Consider the following 18,822-nt stretch of genomic DNA (forward strand, 5'->3'; position numbering starts at 1 on the left):
GAGGATCTGCGACGCCCCGTCGGCCCTGGTCATCCGCCAATGTGAGCGTTCTGTTACCTCGGCAACCGGAGCCGTGGCCACCACATCCTTGTGGATATGAAGGCCACGAAGGGGCGTCGTCGGTTCATCGACTATCCGCGCCAGGGACGAGAGGGGCCGCGCCGCTGGCTGCCGTCATGGCGGCTGTGGCTCGGCACCCTCTCGTTCGGGATCCTCTGCCTGGCGGGGCTGTTCACCGTCGTGTACGCGACGATCGACTTTCCGAACGAGAACGAGTTCGCCGGGCAGGAGGCCACCGTCTACTACTGGGCGGACGGCAGCCAGATGGTGAGCGTGGGCGCCGTCAACCGGCAGAACGTCACCCTCGACAAGGTGCCCGACTCCGTCGAGAACTCCGTGATCGCCGCGGAGAACGCCACCTTCTACAGCGACCCCGGCGTCTCCCTGCAGGGCATCGCCCGCGCCGTGGTCAACATGGTCTCCGGCGAGGAGACCCAGGGCGGCTCCACCATCACCCAGCAGTATGTGAAGAACACCTATCTCTCGCAGGACCAGACGGTCACCCGCAAGGCGCGGGAGTTCATCCTCTCGCTGAAGGTGAGCAACCAGAAGTCCAAGCCGGAGATCCTGCGCGGCTACCTCAACACCAGCTGGTTCGGCCGCGGTTCGTACGGAATCCAGGCGGCCGCCCACGCGTACTACGGCATCGACGCCAAGGACCTCAACCCCAGCCAGGGCGCGCTGCTGGCCGCCCTGCTGAAGGGGTCGGAGCAGTTCGATCCGGGGCTGAGCAAGGCCAACCACCAGCGGGCCGTGGAACGCTGGAAGTGGATACTCGACCGGCAGGTCGCCACCGGCAAGATGAGCCCGCGGGAACGGGCGAAGTACCGCACGTTCCCCGAGCCGCGCACGCTGTCCAAGCCCACCAGCCAGGCCGGCCAGATCGGCTATCTCGTCGATGTCGCCAACAAGTTCGTCAAGGCCGGCACCGGCCTGACCGACAAGGACCTGGCGCGCGGCGGCTACCGCATACACACCACCTTCGACAAGCAGCGCACCCGCCGCCTGGAGAAGGCGGTGAGCGACGTCCGCCGCGAGAACCTCGATCCGAAGGAGCGCACCGCCGACGCCTTCGTGGAGTTCGGCGCGGCCTCCGTACGCCCCAAGGACGGCGCGATCGTCGCCCTGTACGGCGGCGCGGACGCCACCCGGCACTTCAGCAACAACGCGGACACCTCGGCCGTCCCGGCCGGCTCCGCCTTCAAGCCGTTCGTGCTGGCGACCGCGCTCCAGCAGCAGGTCGACGGGCCCGACGAGGACGCCGGCCGGTTCGACGACGCCGACGACATGAGTCCGGTGGACTGGCAGCAGCAGGTCGGTGATCTGCGCGGGGCGCTGATCAAGGCCCAGAGCCCGCCGTTCGTACAGGCCGGGCAGCGCCTCGGGCTGGCGCGGATCCGGGATCTGGCGGTGGACGCGGGGCTGCGCGAGGAGAGCATGGCGCCCCTGGAGCAGACCTTCCCGCTGGGCACCTCGGCGCCCAGCGCGATCCGGATGGCGAGCGCCTACACCACCTTCGCCAACGGCGGACTGCACGCCGACCCCTACGCGGTGACGTCGATGACCTACGACGGCAAGAAGATCCGCGGCTTCGAGCGCACCAAGCCCGAGCAGGTGCTCGACGCCGGGGTCGCCCAGCAGGTCTCCGCGACCCTGGAGGGGCTGGGCCGGCGCACCCTGGGGGCGCCGGACGGCGCGGCGGCCGGGCGGCCGGTCGCGGCCGGCCGCACCGAGCCGGGCGACCGGATGAAGTCGGCGTGGTTCATCGGCAGCCCGACGACCACCGGCCCGGAATTCGGCGCCGGCGCCGGTCCCGGCACGGACAAGGAGGACTGGGCCGCCGTCCGCCCCGACCGCGCGCCCGGCGCGGACGCCGACGCCGAGCCGACCACGGCCGTCACCATGTTCCGCAACAAGCCGGGCGCGCCCGAGCTGCTGCCGATGCAGGGCGTCGGCGGCGACGACAAGGGGCTGGGCACCGCCCTCCCCCCGAAGGTCTGGAGCGCCTACCAGAAGGCGTCCTGACGGGGCCGGGCGCCCGGCCCCGGGACCGGGCGCCCGCCCGCCTCAGTCGTTGGGGACGACGGGGTAGCGCGGCTCCAGCTCGGCCATCTGCTTCAGCGCGGCCTTGCGGTCCCGCTTGCTGAGCCGGTCGATGTAGAGGTAGCCGTTGAGGTGGTCGGTCTCGTGCTGCAGGCAGCGCGCGAAGTAGCCGGTGCCCCGGACGGCGATCGGCTCGCCCTCGGCGTTCTGGCCGCGGCACACGGCGTAGTCGGGACGGGCCAGCTCGGCGTACGCGCCCGGCACGGACAGGCAGCCCTCGTTGGAGTCGTCCAGCACCCGGCGCTCGGCCGGCAGCTCGTCCAGCACCGGGTTGCAGATCGCGCCGACGTGCCGGACGCCCTCGTCGTCCAGGCAGTCGTAGACGAAGACCTTCAGGTCCACGCCGATCTGGTTGGCGGCCAGGCCCACGCCCTCGGCGGTGCGCTGGCTGGCGAACATGTCGTCGATGAGCTGGGCGAGCTCGTCGCCGAAGTCCGTGACGTCCTTGCACTCCTTGTGGAGCACCGGATTGCCGACGACCGTGATCGGCCGCGAGGTGCCGCGCTCGCGGTGGGCGACCTCCCGCTGCTCGGCGTCCGTGACGTCGTCGACGAACTCGCCGTCCACCCGCTCGTCACCGTCTTGATCAAACACAGGCTGCTGGGCCATCTCCGCCGTACGCCTTCCTGAAAACCCTGTTAGTCGCCCTAAGCCTACGGTGGCGCGGGCGGCCGCTCAGCAGACCTCTTCGAGGTCGCGCCATTCCCGGGTGTCCGGGCTGTCCGCGACCCAGCCGTCCAGCAGCCCGCGGACCAGGGCCGACGGCGCGGCGATACCGCATTCGCGCTCGGGCACCCACAGCGAACCCGAGCCGGCGGTGCGGTGCCCGAGCGGGCCCGGGTGGCCCGGCTCGCTGTGGTCGTGCGGGTCCAGATGCTCGCCGTCGCCCTCGTCGCTGGGCATCCGGCTCTCCGAGCACGTACGGCACAGCAGCCGGACGGAGGAGGACCAGTCCTCGGCGGCGAAGCCGGCGTCGGCCGCCAGCTGCTCCAGGGCGTCCCGGTCGGCCTCCGTGGCGGCCTCCAGGAGCACGACCCAGGTGGGCACCGGGGAGGGCGCCCACAGCTCGATCTCGTCGAAGACCGGAAAGGCCCTGGTGGCCCCGTCGGCGTCGACGGTGGTCCGCTCGCCGTGCGGGACGCCGTCGTGCAGCACCACCTCGCCCCAGCGCCGCCCGGAGGACGGCAGCGGGATCGACAGCACCTCGATACGGGCCGGGTCCAGCCGGCGGCCCCAGACCACCTCGGCCTCGCCCTCCGGGGAGAGCCGGACGGCGGCGCTGCCCAGGGCCATACCGTGCGGTTCGCCGGACGGCGAGCCCTCGCCGGGCACCTTGAGGCCGTACGCCTGCCAGGCGCGGCGGGCCAGCGGCCAGTCCTGCAGGGCGGTGGCGGCGATGCCGACGTTCCACCAGTCGGGCGCCCCGGTCTCGCGGTCCAGCAGGGCGACCGCCCGCAGGCCGGCGGCCCGGGCCTGCTCCCAGTCGTGCCGGAACTTGTGCAGCAGGGCGAGGTTGAACCAGGACTCCGACAGCCACGGCTCCATGTCCGCGGCGCGCGTCAGCAGCGCCCCCGCGTCGTCGTAACGGCCGTCGCCGATCAGCGTGAAAGCGCGGTCGGTCGCCTGCCGCCACGAGGCGGAGGGCCGGTGCCGTACCTTGCCGAAGATCCTCACGATTCCCGCCTGCTGGTTGCTCTCGATGCCGCTCCGGAGGTGTCCCGGGCGGTGCCCGGGGCCCTACTGGGGGCCCACTCGACAACCTGCCACAGATTGCCGTCGGGCTCAGCCTGGTTTGCTGTGCCCCTCTGCGGCTCCTTGCCTTCGCCCGACCCCCTGAATCCCCCTGCGGGGGGCTTCCTTCGCATCCAACCATGCCCATCTCGAAGGGCGCTCATTACCCATGGGTTCCCTCCCACCGGGCGCCCGCGGCGGCTCAACCACGGGGTTTCGGGGCGTTCGGGGGCTTCCCGGACCATGCCGGACCCCCCGGCCCGTGAGGGAGCCGCTCGCGACCCTTGCCGGGTCATTTCCGACCTTACCGGCGGATAGCCATCCGTGAAGGGGTTCCGCAGGATGGATCGGGCGGGCAGGCCCGTGACCCCGTCCCACGAAGTCACTCATGTCACACCGGTCGGCCACCGCGCCCCAGGACCCGGGCCAGCGCCTCGACGACCAGGGGTTCGTGCTCCCGCGCGGTGGCCAGCCGCAGCCGCTCCAGGGCGCGCAGCGCGCCGCCGGTCCCCGCGGCGCCGCCCGACAGGTCGTCGTAGGCGTTGACGGTGCGCACGATACGGGCCGTGACCGGCTGGTCCCGGTACGGATCGGCCTGCCGCTCGACGATCACCGCGACCTCCGCGGGGACGCCGGTCTGCCGGACAACGGCGCCGCCCAGCAGGGCGATCCGGCGCTGCTCGGCGGGCGGGAGCGGCGCCGTCGCCCCGTCCGGCACCGGGTCCAGCAGCGAGAGCTGGCCGATGTCGTGCATCAGGGCGGCGTGTTCCAGTACGTCCAAGTCCGGTTCGCTCAGCCCCAGTTCGCGCCCCACCGCACGGCTGAGCGCGGCCACCCGGCGGGCATGGCCGTGCGGAGTGTAGCCGGCGATCTCGGTGGACCGGGCCAGCGAGGCGATGGTCTGGCGGTAGGTGGCGCGGACGGCCGCGAACCGGCGCAGCGCGAACTGGGTCAGCAGCAGCGGCAGGCAGAACACCGGCAGCGCCCACAGCCCGGCGACCGCGGTGGCCAGCGAGATCACCACCCCGGTGGCGCAGATCGCGGTGCCGGTGCCGAGCAGCGCCCGCAACTCGTCGCGCAGCAGCGGCCCGTACGGCCAGCCGGTACGGGCCCGGGCGAGCGCCGCCGCCAGCACCACGTCGCACAGCGCGGTCAGCGCCAGCAGCCCGATCAGCAGGAGCGGGCGGAGGGGCCCGGACGCCGCCCAGCCGCCCAACGCCCCGGCGGGGTGCAGAGGGTGGAAGCAGGTGGCGGCGAAGCCGACGGTCAGCACCCGGCGTGCGAGCGGGTCGAGCGCCGGGCGGCGGCCGTGCGCGAGCCGCGGGACGACTCCCACCAGGCCGGCCGCCAGGACGACGGCCACGGTCTGCGGGACGCCGTGGGCGGTGGGCAGTCCGCCGGCCTCGCCGAGCAGCGCATAGGCGAGCGCACCGGCCGCACCGAGCGGTGCGGCCTCCCGCTCCCCCGGCTCCGGCCGGTCCCCGCTCGCCGGCGCCGGGCCCCATCCGACCAGCTCACCGACCGCGATCAGCACCCCGAAGGCCAGCGCGACCCCCGGCCGGTCCAGCCCGTCCCACAGCGTCCGGCCGAGCGACCAGCAGGCCAGGGCCGCGGCCGGGACGTGGACGGCGGCGACGACGGCGCTGCCGGGGGCGGCCGGCCGACGCGGGCGCGGGGGCCGGGCGGTGCGGTCGTGGCGGTCGCCGCGGCCGCCGGTGCGCCGGGTGCCCGGGGGCTCCTCGGGGGCGGTCATCGCACGCCGCCCTGCCGGGGCTCCGCGGCGCGTTCCGCCCGTGCGGCCCGGTCCGCCCCTCCGGTCCGTCCCGGCGCCGCGGCCGCGGGCACGGTGCGGCCGTCCGGCCCGCCCGCCCGTTCAGGCGTGACGTTTCCTCTACCGCCCCGCACCGCAGCCGGCTCCACGTCCGCCGCCGTCACCAGGTCCGGGTGCCAGCCGTACCGGTCGAGCGACGCGGCCAGCGCCCGGACCATCCGCGGGTCGAACTGCGTACCGGCGCACTTGCGCAGCTCCGCGACCGCCACCGGCACCGGGCGGGCCCGGCTGTAGGAGCGGGTCGAGGTCATCGCGTCGAAGGCGTCGGCAACCGCCACCACCCGCGCGAACTCCGGAATATGACGCCCTTTCAGGCCGTAGGGGTAGCCCGTGCCGTCCAGCCGCTCGTGGTGGTGCAGGATGGCCGACCGCGCCTCCCCCAGGAATCCGATGCCGCGCACGATCTCGTGCCCGTACTCCGGGTGCAGCTCGATGACCCGGCGCTCCTCCGGGGTCAGCGGCCCGTCCTTGCGCAACAGCCGGGTCGGGACGCCGAGTTTGCCGACGTCGTGCAGGATGCCGGCGAACCGGAGCACCTCCATCCGGTCCTCCGCCATGCCCAGTTCCCGGGCGATCATCACCGAGGCCCGGCCGACCCGCTCGCTGTGCCCGCGGGTGTAGCGGTCCTTGATGTCCACGGCCTGGACCAGGGCGCGGATGGTGGCCTGATGGGCGGCGCGCTCGCGGTGGTAGCGGTCGAAGGCCCAGTAGGACAGGTGCATCGGCAGCAGCACCAGCAGCGCCGCCGACGGCCCGTAGGAGCTGCGCCACAGCACGGCCATCATCAGCCCGGCCAGGCCGTGGACCAGGTGCGGGCCCAGCGAGGGGGTCAGCAGTCCGCGCCAGGCGGTGCGTACGGGGTGGCGTTCGGCGGTGACCAGCACCCCGCCCTCCAGCGCGGCCGGCACCGCGCAGAAGGCCGCCGCGGCCGCCGCGGCGGGCAGCAGCAGGGCGGGGAACCGCGGTGCGGACAGCGAGTGGTGGGCGAACGCCCGGAAGACCTCGGCGGCCGCGCAGCAGGCCAGGGCCGGTACGGCGGCGTGCCAGAGCCGGCGGGCGGCAGCCGAACGGGTGTCGGCCGGTGCGAGCAGCGCTCCGGGGACGGCGGTCAGCGCGGCCAGCGGGGGCGGCAGCAGGAAGGCCCCGGCGAGCAGGACGGGGGCGGCCCAGCCGGGTCCGGCGTAGGACGGCGTCCCGTACGGCACCCGGCCGCCGGGCGGTGGTCGGCGGCGGACCTGTTCGCACAGTGCGTAGAGGGTGGCCAGGGCCAGGGCACCGGCCCAGGGGGCGCCGGCGCCGAGCCGTATCGCGGGGGCGGTGCACAGCGCCGCGGCCAGCGCGACGCCTCCGATGTACCCTCGCGCGGCCGCCGGCAGTCCCCGCATCGCGCCCTCCTCAGCATGCCCACCGCTCGCCCCCGGCTCCTGGGGAGCGGGGGAACCCTCGCGGCCGCGGTGCGCTCGCGTCGCCTCCGCGGTGCGCCGGGGTTCGGTGAGAATAGAAGGGGCCGGGGCGCCGGGGAGGGCGCATCGGCGGATCGGGCGGCTCTGACGGCCTGCCCTCACCCCTTCGGGTGATGCGCCGCCCTATTCGGCGCGCGTGGCCTTCGTCCGTGCATCGGCGGAGCCGGCCGCCTCGGACGGACCCGCGGTCCCGCCCGCATCGGCCGCGTCCGCCTGCTCCCGCTGCGCCTGCTCGTGCTTGGCCTGTTCGAGCACGCTCACCTCGGGCACGGCCTCGCCGGCCCGGATCAGATCGATCCGGCCCATGACCTTGGAGCGCAGATCGCTGGGGACGTCGTCATGGCCGCAGCAGCGCTTGACGAGCTTCTTGACGGCCTGCTCCAGGCCGTACTTCTCCAGGCACGGCGAGCATTCGTCGAGATGCACCTGGAACTCCGCGCACTCCCCGGCGGGCATCTCGCGGTCGAGATACTCGTAGAGGTGGTCGAGGACCTCTGAGCAGTCCTTCTCGTGCGGGTCTCCGCAGCTCATGATCCCGAGCCTTTCCGGTCGTGCGATTCCGACGTACGCGCGGCCTGCGGGTCCGCGGCCGCCGCCCCCGCCGGAACCAGCCCGCGCTCACGGGCGTAGTCCTCCAGCATGCCGCGCAGCTGGCGCCGGCCACGGTGCAGTCGGGACATCACCGTGCCGATGGGTGTCCCCATGATGTCCGCGATCTCCTTGTACGCAAACCCCTCGACGTCCGCGAGGTATACCGCGATGCGGAACTCCTCTGGGATCGCCTGGAGCGCGGCCTTCACGTCCGAGTCCGGCAGGTGGTCGAGCGCCTGGGACTCGGCGGAGCGCAGGCCCGTCGACATATGCGACTCGGCGCGCGCCAGCTGCCAGTCCTCGATCTCGTCGGCGGCGCTGCGCTGGGGCTCGCGCTGCTTCTTGCGGTAGGAGTTGATGAAGGTGTTCGTGAGGATGCGGTACAGCCAGGCCTTGAGGTTGGTGCCCTCCCGGAACTGGTGGAAGGACGCATACGCCTTGGCGTAGGTCTCCTGCACCAGGTCCTCCGCATCGGCCGGATTGCGCGTCATGCGCAGCGCGGCGGAGTACATCTGGTCCAGGAAGGTGAGCGCGTCCCGCTCGAAGCGCGCATTGCGCTCGGCCGCGCTCTCCTGTCGGCGCGCGGACTGCTCCTCGGCCGTGCCGTCGGTCCCTGCGTCGGTACCGGTGACCGGACCCACCTCCTCCAACAGCGTCACGGATCCGGAAGCGGACCCACTCGAATCGGAGAATAGACGACGATCCGGTGCCGCCGCCGCTCCAGCCAGGGCGGGCTGCGTCACCTGCATCTGCGACCACGGCAGGTCTGCGGCCGGGCGGGCCGGGCAAGCGATTCCCATGCGGCGGACTCCCATTCCTCATGCTTCGCCGGACGTACTCGACTACCTACGACACCCACAACAGCCGCATACGCCGGGTCATTCCCGCTCCGCACACCGATCTTCGCCACGAGTTGACAAACCGCGTTGCCCCTTCGGCAATGGAGGGGTGGACGGTACGAGGCGGGACGACACGGACGGCACGGGCGGCACGGGCGGCGGCGCCTACGAGCGGGTGCTCGGCGAGGTGGGCCCGCGGCTGCGACGGCTGCGCCAGGAGCGCGGGGTGACGCTCGCCGCGCTGTCCGAAGTGACCGGCATCTCGGTGAGCACCCTCTCGCGCCTGGAGTCCGGCGGCCGCCGGGCCACCCTCGAACTGCTGCTGCCGCTCGCGCAGGCGCACCAGGTACCGCTGGACGAGCTGGTGGGCGCGCCCGAGGTGGGCGATCCGCGGGTGCGTGCGGTGCCGGTGCGGCGCGGGGACCGCACCGTGGTGCCGCTGACCCGCCAGCCGGGCGCCCTGCAGGCGTTCAAGCTGGTCATCGACCCCAGTGGCGAGCCACCCGAGCAGCGTACGCACGAGGGGTACGAGTGGTTCTACGTCCTGTCCGGGCGGCTGCGGCTGCTGCTCGCCGACCGCGATGTGGAGCTGCGGGCCGGCGAGGCCGCCGAGTTCGACACCCGGCTGCCGCACTGGTTCGGCCCCGCGGGCGACGAGCCGGTGGAGCTGCTGAGCCTGTTCGGCAGGCAGGGCGAGCGGATGCACGTACGGGCCCGGCCGCGCGGGCAGGGGTGAGCGGCGGCCGGACCGGCGGCCGGGTCAGCCGAACAGCGTGTCCAGCCAGGCCGCCACGGCCTCCGTGATCACCGCCATCGACTCCGCCTCGCCGACGCCGGCCTTCTTCGGCACCGCGAAGCCGTGGTCGCCGTGCGCGACCTCGGTGATCCGCGTCCCCGGCGGGAACTCCTCCGGCCGGCCGAACGGGTCGCGGCCGCCCTGGACGACCAGGGTCGGCACCCCGGCGCCGGTCAGCTCCTGTGCGCGGGACTTCTCCGGCCGCCCCGGAGGGTGCAGCGGGAAGCTCAGCGCCAATACCGCCTGGGCGCCCAGCTCGCGCGCCGTACGGCAGGCCACCCGGGCCCCCGCGCTCCGGCCGCCGGCGACCACCGGCAGCCCCGGCTTCTCCAGCGCCGGCCACAGCGCGGTCCATCCGGTGTCCAGGGTCTTCGGCGCGGGCGCCACCTTCTTGCCGGCCACCCGCCACGGCTGCTCGACCAGCGCCACGGTGTAGCCGCGGGCCGGCAGCGCGGCCGCCAGGGCCCGCAGATCGCGGGCCTCGATGCCGCCGCCGGCGCCATGGCCGAGGGCCACCACGGCGCGGGCGGGCGTCGCGTCGCGGTACCAGGTGATCCGGGCGTCGCCCGCCGGTGTCGCGACCGTCTCGGTCTCCTTCACCCCTGTACTCATACGCCCCATCCTGCCCGCGCCGACGCGCGAAGGGGCACCGCGGCCCGCCGGTGCCCGCGCCGGGCCGCCGTCAGAACAGGGTGCCGACCTCCGGCCCGTCGAGCTCGGTGAGCAGCTCGGGACCGTTGTTGCGGACGTTGCTGACCTCGGTGGGAACGGGGTAGGCGCGCATCAGGCCGGGCGGCGGGGGCGCGAGCAGCCCGCGCAGCGCGTCGGGGTCCGTACGGGCCGGGTCGAGCCAGGCGTCCCAGCGGTCCGGGGTCAGCACCAGCGGCATCCGGGGGTGGATCTCGGCCAGCGACCGCGGGCCCTCGCCGCCATCCGCCCCGGCCAGCGGGGTGGTCTCGGCCTCGGTGGTGACGACCGTGCACGTCACCCACCAGGCCAGCGGGTGGTCTGCTGGCAGCGTCCGGTCCCGCCAGAACTCGTACAGCCCGGCCATCGCCATCACCGAGCCGTCCGCGGGCGTGACGAAGTACGGCTGCTTGCGGGGCCGCTTCTTGCGGCCCTGCTCCTCCAGCTGCCGCTCGGCGGCGTCGGTGACCCACTCGAAGTAGCCGTCCCCGGGGAGCAGGCAGCGGCGGGTGGCGAACGCCTGCCGGAAGGACGGCTTCTCGTGCACCGTCTCGGCCCGCGCGTTGATCATCCGCGCGGCGCCCTCGGGTGATTTCGACCACGACGGGACCAGGCCCCACTTCAGCGTCCGCAGCTGCCGCACCGGGCCCGGCGGGAACGCGGCGGCCGCCTCGCCCTTGAGGGGGCGCTCCAGCACCACGTGCACCGGGTCCGTCGGCGCCACGTTCCAACTGGGCGCCAGGGTCTCCTTCGGCTCCCACTGCCGCACGCCGAAGACCTCCGCCACGTCCTCGGCCCGTCGACTCGCCGCATACCTACCGCACATGCATGCCACACTGCCATGCCACACGAAGGGGAGACATGGACACCGACCACCTCACCGACATATGGAGCCGCGTCTTCGGGACCCAGCCCGCTCCTTCGCTCTGGCTGGTGATCGTCACCGCGGTGCTCGCGCTGGGCGCCGTCGCCCCGAGGACCGCCTGGCGGCTGTCGCGCAACGCCGTGACCATCGCCCACGAGGGCGGGCACGGGCTGATCGCGCTGGTCACCGGCCGCCGCCTGGACGGCATCCGGCTGCACTCGGACACCTCGGGTCTGACCGTCTCGCGCGGCAAGCCGACCGGTCTGGGCATGGTGCTGACCGCGGCGGCCGGGTACATCGCGCCGTCCCTGCTGGGCCTGGCGGGGGCCGCGCTGCTCGCCGCGGGGCACATCACGGCGCTGCTGTGGGGCGCGACCGCCCTGCTGCTGGCGATGCTGGTCATGATCCGCAATGCCTACGGTGTGCTCACGGTCGTACTGGCCGGCGCCGCGTTCGTGCTGGTGTCCTGGCTGACCACGGCCGCTGTACAGGCGGCGTTCGCGTACGCGGCAGTGTGGTTCCTGCTGCTGGGCGGGGTGCGGCCGCCCTTCGAGCTGCAGGGCAAGCGGCGCCGGGGCGGGGCCGAGGACTCCGATCCGGACCAGCTGGCGCGGCTGACCAACGTCCCGGCGGCCCTCTGGCTCGGCCTGTTCCACGTGGTGACGCTGTGCTCCCTGATCGGCGGCGGACGCTGGCTGCTCGGCCTCTGAGACCGCCGGCGGCCGCCCTCCCGCACCACCGCGCCCCCGGCTGCGCGCGCCCGGCACACGAGCGCACTACCAGTGCCGTGTTTCGGTGAGGTTGCGCCACTTTTGATCAAGATCGGCACCCTTGCCCAGCCATTAAAGTAAGGGCATGACCGAGAGCCCCGCACACCCCGCCCTGTGGCCCGCCCCCCTCGCCTCCGGGGCCGTCGATGCAACCGTCACCGTGCCCGGCTCCAAATCGGTCACCAACCGCGGCCTGGTGCTGGCCGCCCTCTCCTCCGAGCCCGGCTGGCTGCGCCGCCCGCTGCGCTCCCGCGACACGCTGCTGATGGCCGAGGCGCTGCGCACGATGGGCGTCGGCATCGAGGAGACCGCCTCCTCCAGCTCCGTCGGCGCGGCGGGGCAGCCCGGCGGCGGTGAGGCCTGGCGGATCATCCCGGCGGGGCTGCACGGCCCGGCCACCATCGACGTCGGCAACGCAGGAACGGTCATGCGCTTCCTGCCGCCGGTCGCCGCCCTCGCCGACGGCCCGATCCGCTTCGACGGCGACCCGCGCTCCTACGAGCGGCCGCTCGGCGGCGTCATCGACGCGCTGCGCGCCCTGGGCGCCCGGATCGACGACGACCACCGCGGCGCGCTCCCGATGACCGTCTTCGGCGGCGGCGCCCTGGACGGCGGCCCGGTCGAGATCGACGCCTCGTCCTCCTCCCAGTTCGTCAGCGCCCTGCTGCTGTCCGCACCGCGCTTCAACCAGGGCGTCGAGGTCCGGCACGTGGGCGCGGCGCTGCCGTCGATGCCGCACATCCGGATGACCGTCGACATGCTGCGCAGCGTCGGCGCGCAGGTGGACACCCCCGAGGCGGGCGGCGAGCCGAACGTCTGGCGGGTCACTCCGGGCGCGCTGCTCGGCCGCGATCTGGTCGTCGAGCCGGACCTGTCCAACGCCCAGCCGTTCCTGGCCGCGGCGCTGGTCACCGGCGGCCGGGTCACCATTCCGGACTGGCCCGAGCACACCACCCAACCCGGTGACGCGCTGCGCGAGATCTTCACCACCATGGGCGGCTCCTGCGAGCTGACCGAGCACGGCCTGACCTTCACCGGCAGCGGCCGGATCCACGGCATCGACGTCGACCTGGGCGAGGTCGGCGAGCTGACCCCCGGCATCGCCGCGGTCGCCGCGCTGGCCGACTCCCCGTCCACGCTGCGCGGGGTGGCGCACCTCCGGCTGCACGAGACCGACCGGCTGGCCGCGCTCACCAAGGAGCTCAACGAACTCGGCGGCGATGTCACCGAGACCGCGGACGGGCTGCACATCCGGCCGCGCCCGCTGCACGGCGGGATCTTCCACACCTACGAGGACCACCGCCTGGCCACCGCCGCCGCGGTGATCGGCCTCGCGGTCGAGGGCGTGGAGGTGGAGAACGTCGCCACCACCGCCAAGACCCTGCCGGACTTCCCCGCGCTGTGGCGGGACATGCTCGACCCGGCGGCCGCCCCCGCCCGGAGAGCCTGAGGGGTATCGCCGCCATGCGCCGCTACGGCAAGAACCCCGACGAGGACGACATCCGCGTCCGCCCCAACCCCAAGGGCAACCGCCCCCGCACCAACATCCGCCCCAAGCACGAGGACGCCGGCGCGGGCCTGGTCCTGACCGTCGACCGCGGCCGGCTGACCTGCCTCATCGAGGGCCGCACGGTCACCGCGATGAAGGCCCGCGAACTGGGCCGCAAGAGCGCGGTGGTCGGCGACCGGGTCGCCGTCGTCGGCGATCTGAGCGGGACCAAGGACACCCTCGCCCGGATCGTCCGGGTCGAGCCGCGCACCTCGACGCTGCGCCGTACGGCCGATGACGACGACCCCTACGAGCGGGTCGTGGTCGCCAACGCCGACCAGCTCGCGATCGTCACCGCGCTCGCCGACCCCGAGCCGCGCCCCCGGCTCATCGACCGCTGCCTGGTCGCCGCCTACGACGCGGGCCTGGACCCGCTGCTGGTGCTGACCAAGTCCGATCTGGCGTCCGCGGACGCCCTGTTGGAGTCCTACGGCGCGCTCGGTGTCCCCTACATCGTCACCAACCGCGACGAGCTGACCGACGGCAGCGCCGCCGAGCGGGTCAGGGCCGTGCTGACGGGCCGTATGACGGCGTTCGTCGGGCACTCCGGTGTCGGCAAGACGACCCTGGTCAACGCCCTGGTCCCGGAGCGCCGCCGGGCCACCGGGCATGTCAACGCGGTCACCGGCCGCGGCCGGCACACCACCACGTCCGCGCTGGCGCTGCCGCTGCCCGGCGACTCGGGCTGGGTCATCGACACCCCGGGGGTGCGCTCCTTCGGACTGGCGCACATCGATCCGTCCCGGGTCATCCACGCCTTCCCCGACCTGGAGCCGGGCACCGCCGACTGCCCGCGCGCCTGCAGCCACGACGAGCAGGACTGCGCGCTGGACGCCTGGGTCGGCGACGGCCACGCCGAACCGGCCCGCCTCTACTCGCTGCGCCGCCTGCTGGCCACCCGCGAGCGACGCGAGGGCGACTGACCGCCGGCGATCTCCTGCCGCCCGCCCTGGGTAAAGGCATAATCACACAAGGCCGGCGAACTGGTAACGGGGCCGCGGCCGCCCGGTCGGGGCTCCAGATGAGTGCGGGTGACGTCCTGCCGCCGCTCATCCAGCTGACGGAGGCAATGGGTCATGGCGTGGCTGCTGGTGGTGGTGGCGGGGCTGCTGGAGACCGGCTTCGCAGTCTGTCTGAAGCTCTCGCACGGCTTCACCCGTCTGTACCCGACCATCGCCTTCGCCATCTTCGCGCTGGGCAGCTTCGGCCTGCTGACGCTGGCGCTGCGCAAGCTGGACGTCGGGCCGGCGTACGCGGTGTGGACCGGCATCGGTGCGGCGGGCACCGCGATCTACGGCATGGCCTTCCTCGGCGATCTGGTCTCCACGCTGAAGATCGTCTCCATCTCGATGGTCATCGCGGGCGTGATCGGGCTGCAGTTGTCGGGCTCGGCACACTGAGGTCCGGGCGTTGAGCGTCGGGCAGTGAGGTCCGGGCCCGAGGTCCGGGCCGGCGCCACCGGCGCATCGGGTGTGCGCCCGCCGACCGCCGTACGCCGCCGCCACGGTGACGCTCCGTCAGCGCCGGGCGCCCGGCTCCACACCGTCCGACAACCGCGCGAAGGCCCCTCGTACGAGCCGCGACACCGCCTCCGTCTCCCCCTCCCGCCGCGTCCGCCGCGCCGGCAGGCGTCCCGGCGCCGGCCCCGCCGCCGGGGCGACCACACAGGACAGCGTCAGCCGCGCCGCGGTCTCGCAGGCGGCGCCCAGGGCGGCCCGCTCCTCCTCGGGCCAGCCCGGCTCCAGCACGGCGACGGCCTGATCGCGGAGCCGGCCGACGAGCTCGGCGGGCTCGGGCGGCGGCCCCTCGACGGCCGGCGCCCTGCGCTGCGCGGGGACGCCCGGCCGTGCCGTTCCGGCCGGCGCGGGGTCCGCCGCCGGGGCCGGCAGCCGGTCTCCCCAGCAGCCGGTCAGCGCGGCCCTGACCAGGGGGTTGACCCGCGCGGTGCGCAGCGTCCAGGTGGCCGCGGCCGCCATCCGGGCCGCCGCGTCGGCCCGCGTCCCGGCGTCCGGGGTGCCGCCGCGGGCCAGCACCCGGGCGACCCCGGCGAGGTAGCCGTCGGTCTCCCGGCGCACCAGGGCGCGGGCGAGGCCCTCCTTGCTGCCGAACTCGTTGTAGAGCGTCTGCCGGGAGACGCCGGCGGCGGCCGCGACATCGACCATCCGTACGGCCGTCCAGGCCCGGGCCAGCAATGCCGTATAGGCGGCATCCAGCAGGGATTCACGCGCTGCGGACATCCATCGCCTCCCTGGACGCCGGCCCAGGTGGCCGGTTTTCGCACAGAATTGACGTGGCATCAGGGGGTGTCAAGGGGCGTGACGCCCTGATCGCCATGCGCCGCCCGCGCACACCGCGCTCCGGCGCCGCCCCCCGACCGGAGCACGCCACACGCCGGGCGGACCGCGGCCGTGTGGCTCCGGCGTATACCAATGGATACTGTTCGCACATGCCCGACTATCACGATGATCTTCGCCTCGGCCATGTCCTCGCCGACGCCGCGGACGCCGCCACGATGGAGCGCTTCAAGGCGCTCGACCTCAAGGTCGAGACCAAACCGGACATGACGCCGGTGAGCGAGGCGGACAAGAGCGCCGAGGAGCTGATCCGCAGCCAGCTCCAGCGGGCCCGGCCGCGGGACGCGGTGCTCGGCGAGGAGTTCGGCAGCGAGGGCGCGGGGCCGCGCCGCTGGATCATCGACCCGATCGACGGCACGAAGAACTACGTCCGCGGCGTGCCGGTCTGGGCGACGCTGATCGCGCTGATGGAGCGCGGCGAGGGCGGCGACCGCCCGGTGGTCGGCATCGTCTCCGCGCCGGCGCTCAACCGCCGCTGGTGGGCCGCGGAGGGCCTGGGGGCCTTCACCGGCCGCAGCCTGACCTCCGCGACCCGGCTGCAGGTGTCCAAGGTCGGCCGCATCCAGGACGCGTCGTTCGCGTACTCCTCGCTGACCGGCTGGGAGGAGCGCGGCAATCTGGCGGGCTTCCTCGACCTGAGTCGGGACTGCTGGCGCACCCGGGCCTACGGCGACTTCTGGCCGTACATGATGGTCGCCGAGGGCTCGGTGGACATCTGCGCGGAGCCGGAGCTCTCGCTGTGGGACATGGCGGCCTGCGCGGTGGTGGTGAAGGAGGCGGGGGGTCAGTTCTCCGGCCTGGACGGCAAGCCCGGCCCGCACAGCGGCAACGCGGCGGCCTCCAACGGCCTGCTGCACGAGGATCTGCTGGGCTACCTCGGCGACGACAAGCGCTGACCTGCGCCAACGCGGTTGAGGGGGCGGGTAATCGGACTGGTGTCCCGCACTCGCCCCTTGTTGCATCGACGACGGCATGTGAACATGAGAATCCCCCACTTTGTGAACTTGTGAATTCCTTCGCAAGCACACTCACCAAGGAGGTGGCTCCGCTCCATGCCCATGTACGTCAAAGACGCCATGAGCACGGTGGTCCTCACCATCGGGCCCGCTCACACCCTCCGCCAGGCGGCGCAGCTGATGGCGGCCCGCCGCATCGGCTCGGCCGTGGTCCTCGACAACGACAACAGCGGCATCGGCATCCTCACCGAGCGCGACATCCTCAACTCGCTGGGCGCGGGCGAGAACCCCGACCGGGAGACCGCCCAGACCCACACCACCCCCGACGTGGTCTTCGCCGCCCCGGAATGGACCCTGGAAGACGCCGCGGACGCCATGGTGCGCGGCGGCTTCCGCCATCTGATCGTGCTGGACGGGCATGAGCCGGTCGGCGTCGTGTCCGTGCGCGACATCATCCGCTGCTGGTCACCCGCCGCCGCACGAGCGGGTGCCGTACCGGCCTGACACCGGGCTCCGGTACGCGAAGAGGCCGGAGCCCATCGGCATCCGGCCTCTTCGGTTGTTACGGCAAGCGGCAGTCGGGCAACCCCCACGGCGAGCCACCGCATCCGCGGGAGCGGTGGCAGCCCGGCCGCACGGGGCCCTTGTCAGCCGCGCAGGGCCTGGACCGCGGCTTCCAGCCGCTTGCCGTAGTCCGCGTCCGCCTTGCGGAAGTTCTCGATCGCCCGCTGGGCGATGTCGTCGCGGGAGACCTGGGCGATGAAGCCCGCCAGGTTGTCGATCAGGCGCTCCTTCTCGTCCTCCGACATCAGGCGGTAGAGGTTGCCGGCCTGGACGAAGTCGGTGTCCTCGGCGTGCGAGGGCGCGGCCTGCTCGCCCGTGGCGCCGGTGACGGGGGCCGGCTGCCACAGCGGCCGGCCGGTCTGGACGGGGCCGCCGAAGCTGTTCGGCTCGTAGTTCTTCTCGCCCGCGTGACGGCCGTCGTAGAGCACGCCGTCCCGGCCGTGGGTGCGCGCCTCGGTGGCGTGCGGGCGGTTGACCGGCAGGTGGTCGGCGTTGATGCCGACGCGGTAGCGGTGCGCGTCGCCGTACGCGAAGAGACGGCCCTGCAGCATCTTGTCGGGGGACGGGCCGATACCCGGCACGAAGTGGTGCGGGGAGAAGATCGACTGCTCGACCTCGGCGAAGATGTTCTGCGGGTTGCGGTTGAGCTCCAGCTTGCCGATCTCGATCGGCGGGTAGTCCTCGTGCGGCCAGACCTTGGTCAGGTCGAACGGGTTGAAGCGGTAGTTCGCCGCCTCGGCCGCGGGCATGATCTGCACCTGCACGGTCCAGGTCGGGAAGTCGCCCCGCTCGATGGCCGTGCGCAGGTCGCGCTGGTGGCTGTCCGGGTCCTCACCGGCGAGCTTGTTGGCCTCGTCCTGGGTGAGGTTCTCGATGCCCTGGTCGGTCTTGAAGTGGTACTTGACCCAGAAGACCTCGCCCGCCTCGTTGTTCCACTGGAAGGTGTGCGAGCCGTAGCCGTTCATGTGGCGGTACGAAGCCGGGATGCCGCGGTCGCCGAACAGCCAGGTCACCTGGTGGGTGGACTCGGGCGACAGACCCCAGAAGTCCCAGACGTTGTCCGCCTCCTGCGAGCCGGTGTACGGGTCGCGCTTCTGGGTGTGGATGAAGTCCGGGAACTTCATGGCGTCCTTGATGAAGAACACCGGGGTGTTGTTGCCGACGAGGTCGTAATTGCCCTCCTCGGTGTAGAACTTCAGCGCGAAGCCGCGCGGGTCGCGCACCGCGTCGGCGGCACCGAGGTTGCCCGCGACCGTGGAGAAGCGCAGGAAGGTCTCGGTCTGCTTGCCGACCTCGGAGAGGAACTTGGCGCGGGTGTACTTGGTCACGTCCGCGGTCACCGTGAACGTGCCGTACGCACCGGCACCGCGGGCGTGCACGATGCGCTCCGGGATGCGCTCGCGGTTGAAGTGCGCCAGCTTCTCGATCAGGAGCTGGTCCTGGATGAGGCCGGGTCCGCCGATGCCGGCCGTCTCGCTGTTCTGGTTGTCCGCGACCGGAGCACCGGTCTCCGTGGTCAGCGGTCCGGTGCTGCTCTCTACCGACACGTGCGCCTCCTGAAGTCTTCTACACCTGCCCTTGGCTTGCGCCGACCCCGATCCTACATTGGACAATGTCTAAGTCAAGAAGAACACGAAAGTCGTACGCGATCCGGTGATGGACC

Annotated in this window: 18 protein-coding genes; 8 read left to right on the plus strand and 10 right to left on the minus strand. The window is 73.2% G+C overall.

All coding sequences use genetic code 11. The annotated features are described in order from the left end of the window. Nucleotides 1–96: 96 nt before the first annotated feature. The gene (locus ACZ4NB_RS09860; RefSeq protein WP_467659851.1) at nt 97–2,085 is read left to right on the plus strand and encodes a transglycosylase domain-containing protein; all 1,989 of its coding nucleotides are present in this window, start codon (nt 97–99) and stop codon (nt 2,083–2,085) included. Nucleotides 2,086–2,127: 42 nt separating this feature from the next. On the opposite strand, the gene def is transcribed toward ACZ4NB_RS09860, so the two are convergent. From def to ACZ4NB_RS09890, 6 genes are all read right to left on the minus strand, one after another. Further along, nucleotides 2,128–2,772, minus strand: coding sequence for a peptide deformylase (gene def, locus ACZ4NB_RS09865; RefSeq protein ID WP_467659853.1), 645 nt, complete (start codon nt 2,770–2,772; stop codon nt 2,128–2,130). Nucleotides 2,773–2,838: 66 nt separating this feature from the next. Continuing rightward, nucleotides 2,839–3,837 carry a tetratricopeptide repeat protein gene (locus ACZ4NB_RS09870; protein WP_384433858.1) on the minus strand — a complete coding sequence of 333 codons (999 nt, stop codon included), beginning with the start codon at nt 3,835–3,837 and terminating at the stop codon, nt 2,839–2,841. Between the two features lie 448 nt (nt 3,838–4,285). After that, complete coding sequence (locus tag ACZ4NB_RS09875) at nt 4,286–5,647, minus strand: HD-GYP domain-containing protein (protein ID WP_467659855.1); 1,362 nt, start codon at nt 5,645–5,647, stop codon at nt 4,286–4,288. Beyond that, nucleotides 5,644–7,110, minus strand: coding sequence for an HD-GYP domain-containing protein (locus tag ACZ4NB_RS09880; protein WP_467659857.1), 1,467 nt, complete (start codon nt 7,108–7,110; stop codon nt 5,644–5,646). The genes ACZ4NB_RS09875 and ACZ4NB_RS09880 overlap by 4 nt, the downstream gene beginning before the upstream one ends. Before the next feature lie 201 nt (nt 7,111–7,311). Next, nucleotides 7,312–7,719, minus strand: coding sequence for a mycothiol system anti-sigma-R factor (gene rsrA / locus ACZ4NB_RS09885; RefSeq protein WP_467659859.1), 408 nt, complete (start codon nt 7,717–7,719; stop codon nt 7,312–7,314). Beyond that, complete coding sequence (locus tag ACZ4NB_RS09890; RefSeq protein WP_384442926.1) at nt 7,716–8,420, minus strand: sigma-70 family RNA polymerase sigma factor; 705 nt, start codon at nt 8,418–8,420, stop codon at nt 7,716–7,718. Before ACZ4NB_RS09890 ends, rsrA begins: the two co-directional genes overlap by 4 nt. Nucleotides 8,421–8,727: 307 nt before the next feature. On the opposite strand from ACZ4NB_RS09890, the gene ACZ4NB_RS09895 reads away from it, so the two are divergent. Continuing rightward, nucleotides 8,728–9,354, plus strand: coding sequence for a helix-turn-helix domain-containing protein (locus ACZ4NB_RS09895; RefSeq protein ID WP_467659860.1), 627 nt, complete (start codon nt 8,728–8,730; stop codon nt 9,352–9,354). Nucleotides 9,355–9,378: 24 nt separating this feature from the next. Here ACZ4NB_RS09895 and ACZ4NB_RS09900 read toward each other — a convergent pair whose 3' ends face one another. Both ACZ4NB_RS09900 and ACZ4NB_RS09905 read right to left on the minus strand, forming a co-directional pair. Further along, nucleotides 9,379–10,026, minus strand: a complete 648-nt coding sequence (locus tag ACZ4NB_RS09900) for an alpha/beta hydrolase family protein (protein ID WP_467659862.1) — start codon at nt 10,024–10,026, stop codon at nt 9,379–9,381. A gap of 70 nt (nt 10,027–10,096) precedes the next feature. After that, the gene (locus ACZ4NB_RS09905; protein WP_467659864.1) at nt 10,097–10,927 is read right to left on the minus strand and encodes an SOS response-associated peptidase; all 831 of its coding nucleotides are present in this window, start codon (nt 10,925–10,927) and stop codon (nt 10,097–10,099) included. A 35-nt stretch (nt 10,928–10,962) separates the two neighbouring features. Here ACZ4NB_RS09905 and ACZ4NB_RS09910 point away from each other — a divergent pair, with 35 nt between their 5' ends. The 4 genes from ACZ4NB_RS09910 to ACZ4NB_RS09925 all read left to right on the plus strand — a co-directional run bounded on the left by ACZ4NB_RS09910 (nt 10,963) and on the right by ACZ4NB_RS09925 (nt 14,685). Further along, the gene (locus ACZ4NB_RS09910; protein WP_467659865.1) at nt 10,963–11,676 is read left to right on the plus strand and encodes a M50 family metallopeptidase; all 714 of its coding nucleotides are present in this window, start codon (nt 10,963–10,965) and stop codon (nt 11,674–11,676) included. 145 nt (nt 11,677–11,821) lie between these two features. Beyond that, on the plus strand, nt 11,822–13,186 hold the full coding sequence (gene aroA / locus ACZ4NB_RS09915; protein ID WP_467659867.1) for a 3-phosphoshikimate 1-carboxyvinyltransferase: 1,365 nt from the start codon (nt 11,822–11,824) through the stop codon (nt 13,184–13,186). Between the two features lie 14 nt (nt 13,187–13,200). Then, on the plus strand, nt 13,201–14,208 hold the full coding sequence (gene rsgA / locus ACZ4NB_RS09920; protein WP_467659869.1) for a ribosome small subunit-dependent GTPase A: 1,008 nt from the start codon (nt 13,201–13,203) through the stop codon (nt 14,206–14,208). 153 nt (nt 14,209–14,361) lie between these two features. Beyond that, the gene (locus tag ACZ4NB_RS09925; RefSeq protein WP_399149636.1) at nt 14,362–14,685 is read left to right on the plus strand and encodes a DMT family transporter; all 324 of its coding nucleotides are present in this window, start codon (nt 14,362–14,364) and stop codon (nt 14,683–14,685) included. A 117-nt stretch (nt 14,686–14,802) separates the two neighbouring features. Here ACZ4NB_RS09925 and ACZ4NB_RS09930 read toward each other — a convergent pair whose 3' ends face one another. After that, entirely contained in the window at nt 14,803–15,522 is a 720-nt protein-coding gene (locus ACZ4NB_RS09930) for a TetR/AcrR family transcriptional regulator (RefSeq protein WP_467659871.1), read from the minus strand. A gap of 209 nt (nt 15,523–15,731) precedes the next feature. Between ACZ4NB_RS09930 and hisN the strand changes: the two genes are divergently transcribed. Both hisN and ACZ4NB_RS09940 read left to right on the plus strand, forming a co-directional pair. Next, complete coding sequence (hisN, locus tag ACZ4NB_RS09935; RefSeq protein ID WP_393489023.1) at nt 15,732–16,535, plus strand: histidinol-phosphatase; 804 nt, start codon at nt 15,732–15,734, stop codon at nt 16,533–16,535. A 162-nt stretch (nt 16,536–16,697) separates the two neighbouring features. After that, nucleotides 16,698–17,099, plus strand: a complete 402-nt coding sequence (locus tag ACZ4NB_RS09940; protein ID WP_393489623.1) for a CBS domain-containing protein — start codon at nt 16,698–16,700, stop codon at nt 17,097–17,099. A gap of 143 nt (nt 17,100–17,242) precedes the next feature. Here the strand turns inward: ACZ4NB_RS09940 and ACZ4NB_RS09945 are convergent, their stop codons facing one another. Continuing rightward, nucleotides 17,243–18,706: a catalase gene (locus tag ACZ4NB_RS09945; protein ID WP_467659873.1), complete on the minus strand. Its 1,464-nt coding sequence runs from the start codon at nt 18,704–18,706 to the stop codon at nt 17,243–17,245. Between the last annotated feature and the right edge of the window lie 116 nt (nt 18,707–18,822).

The organism is Streptomyces sp. NPDC026575 (assembly GCF_055567415.1).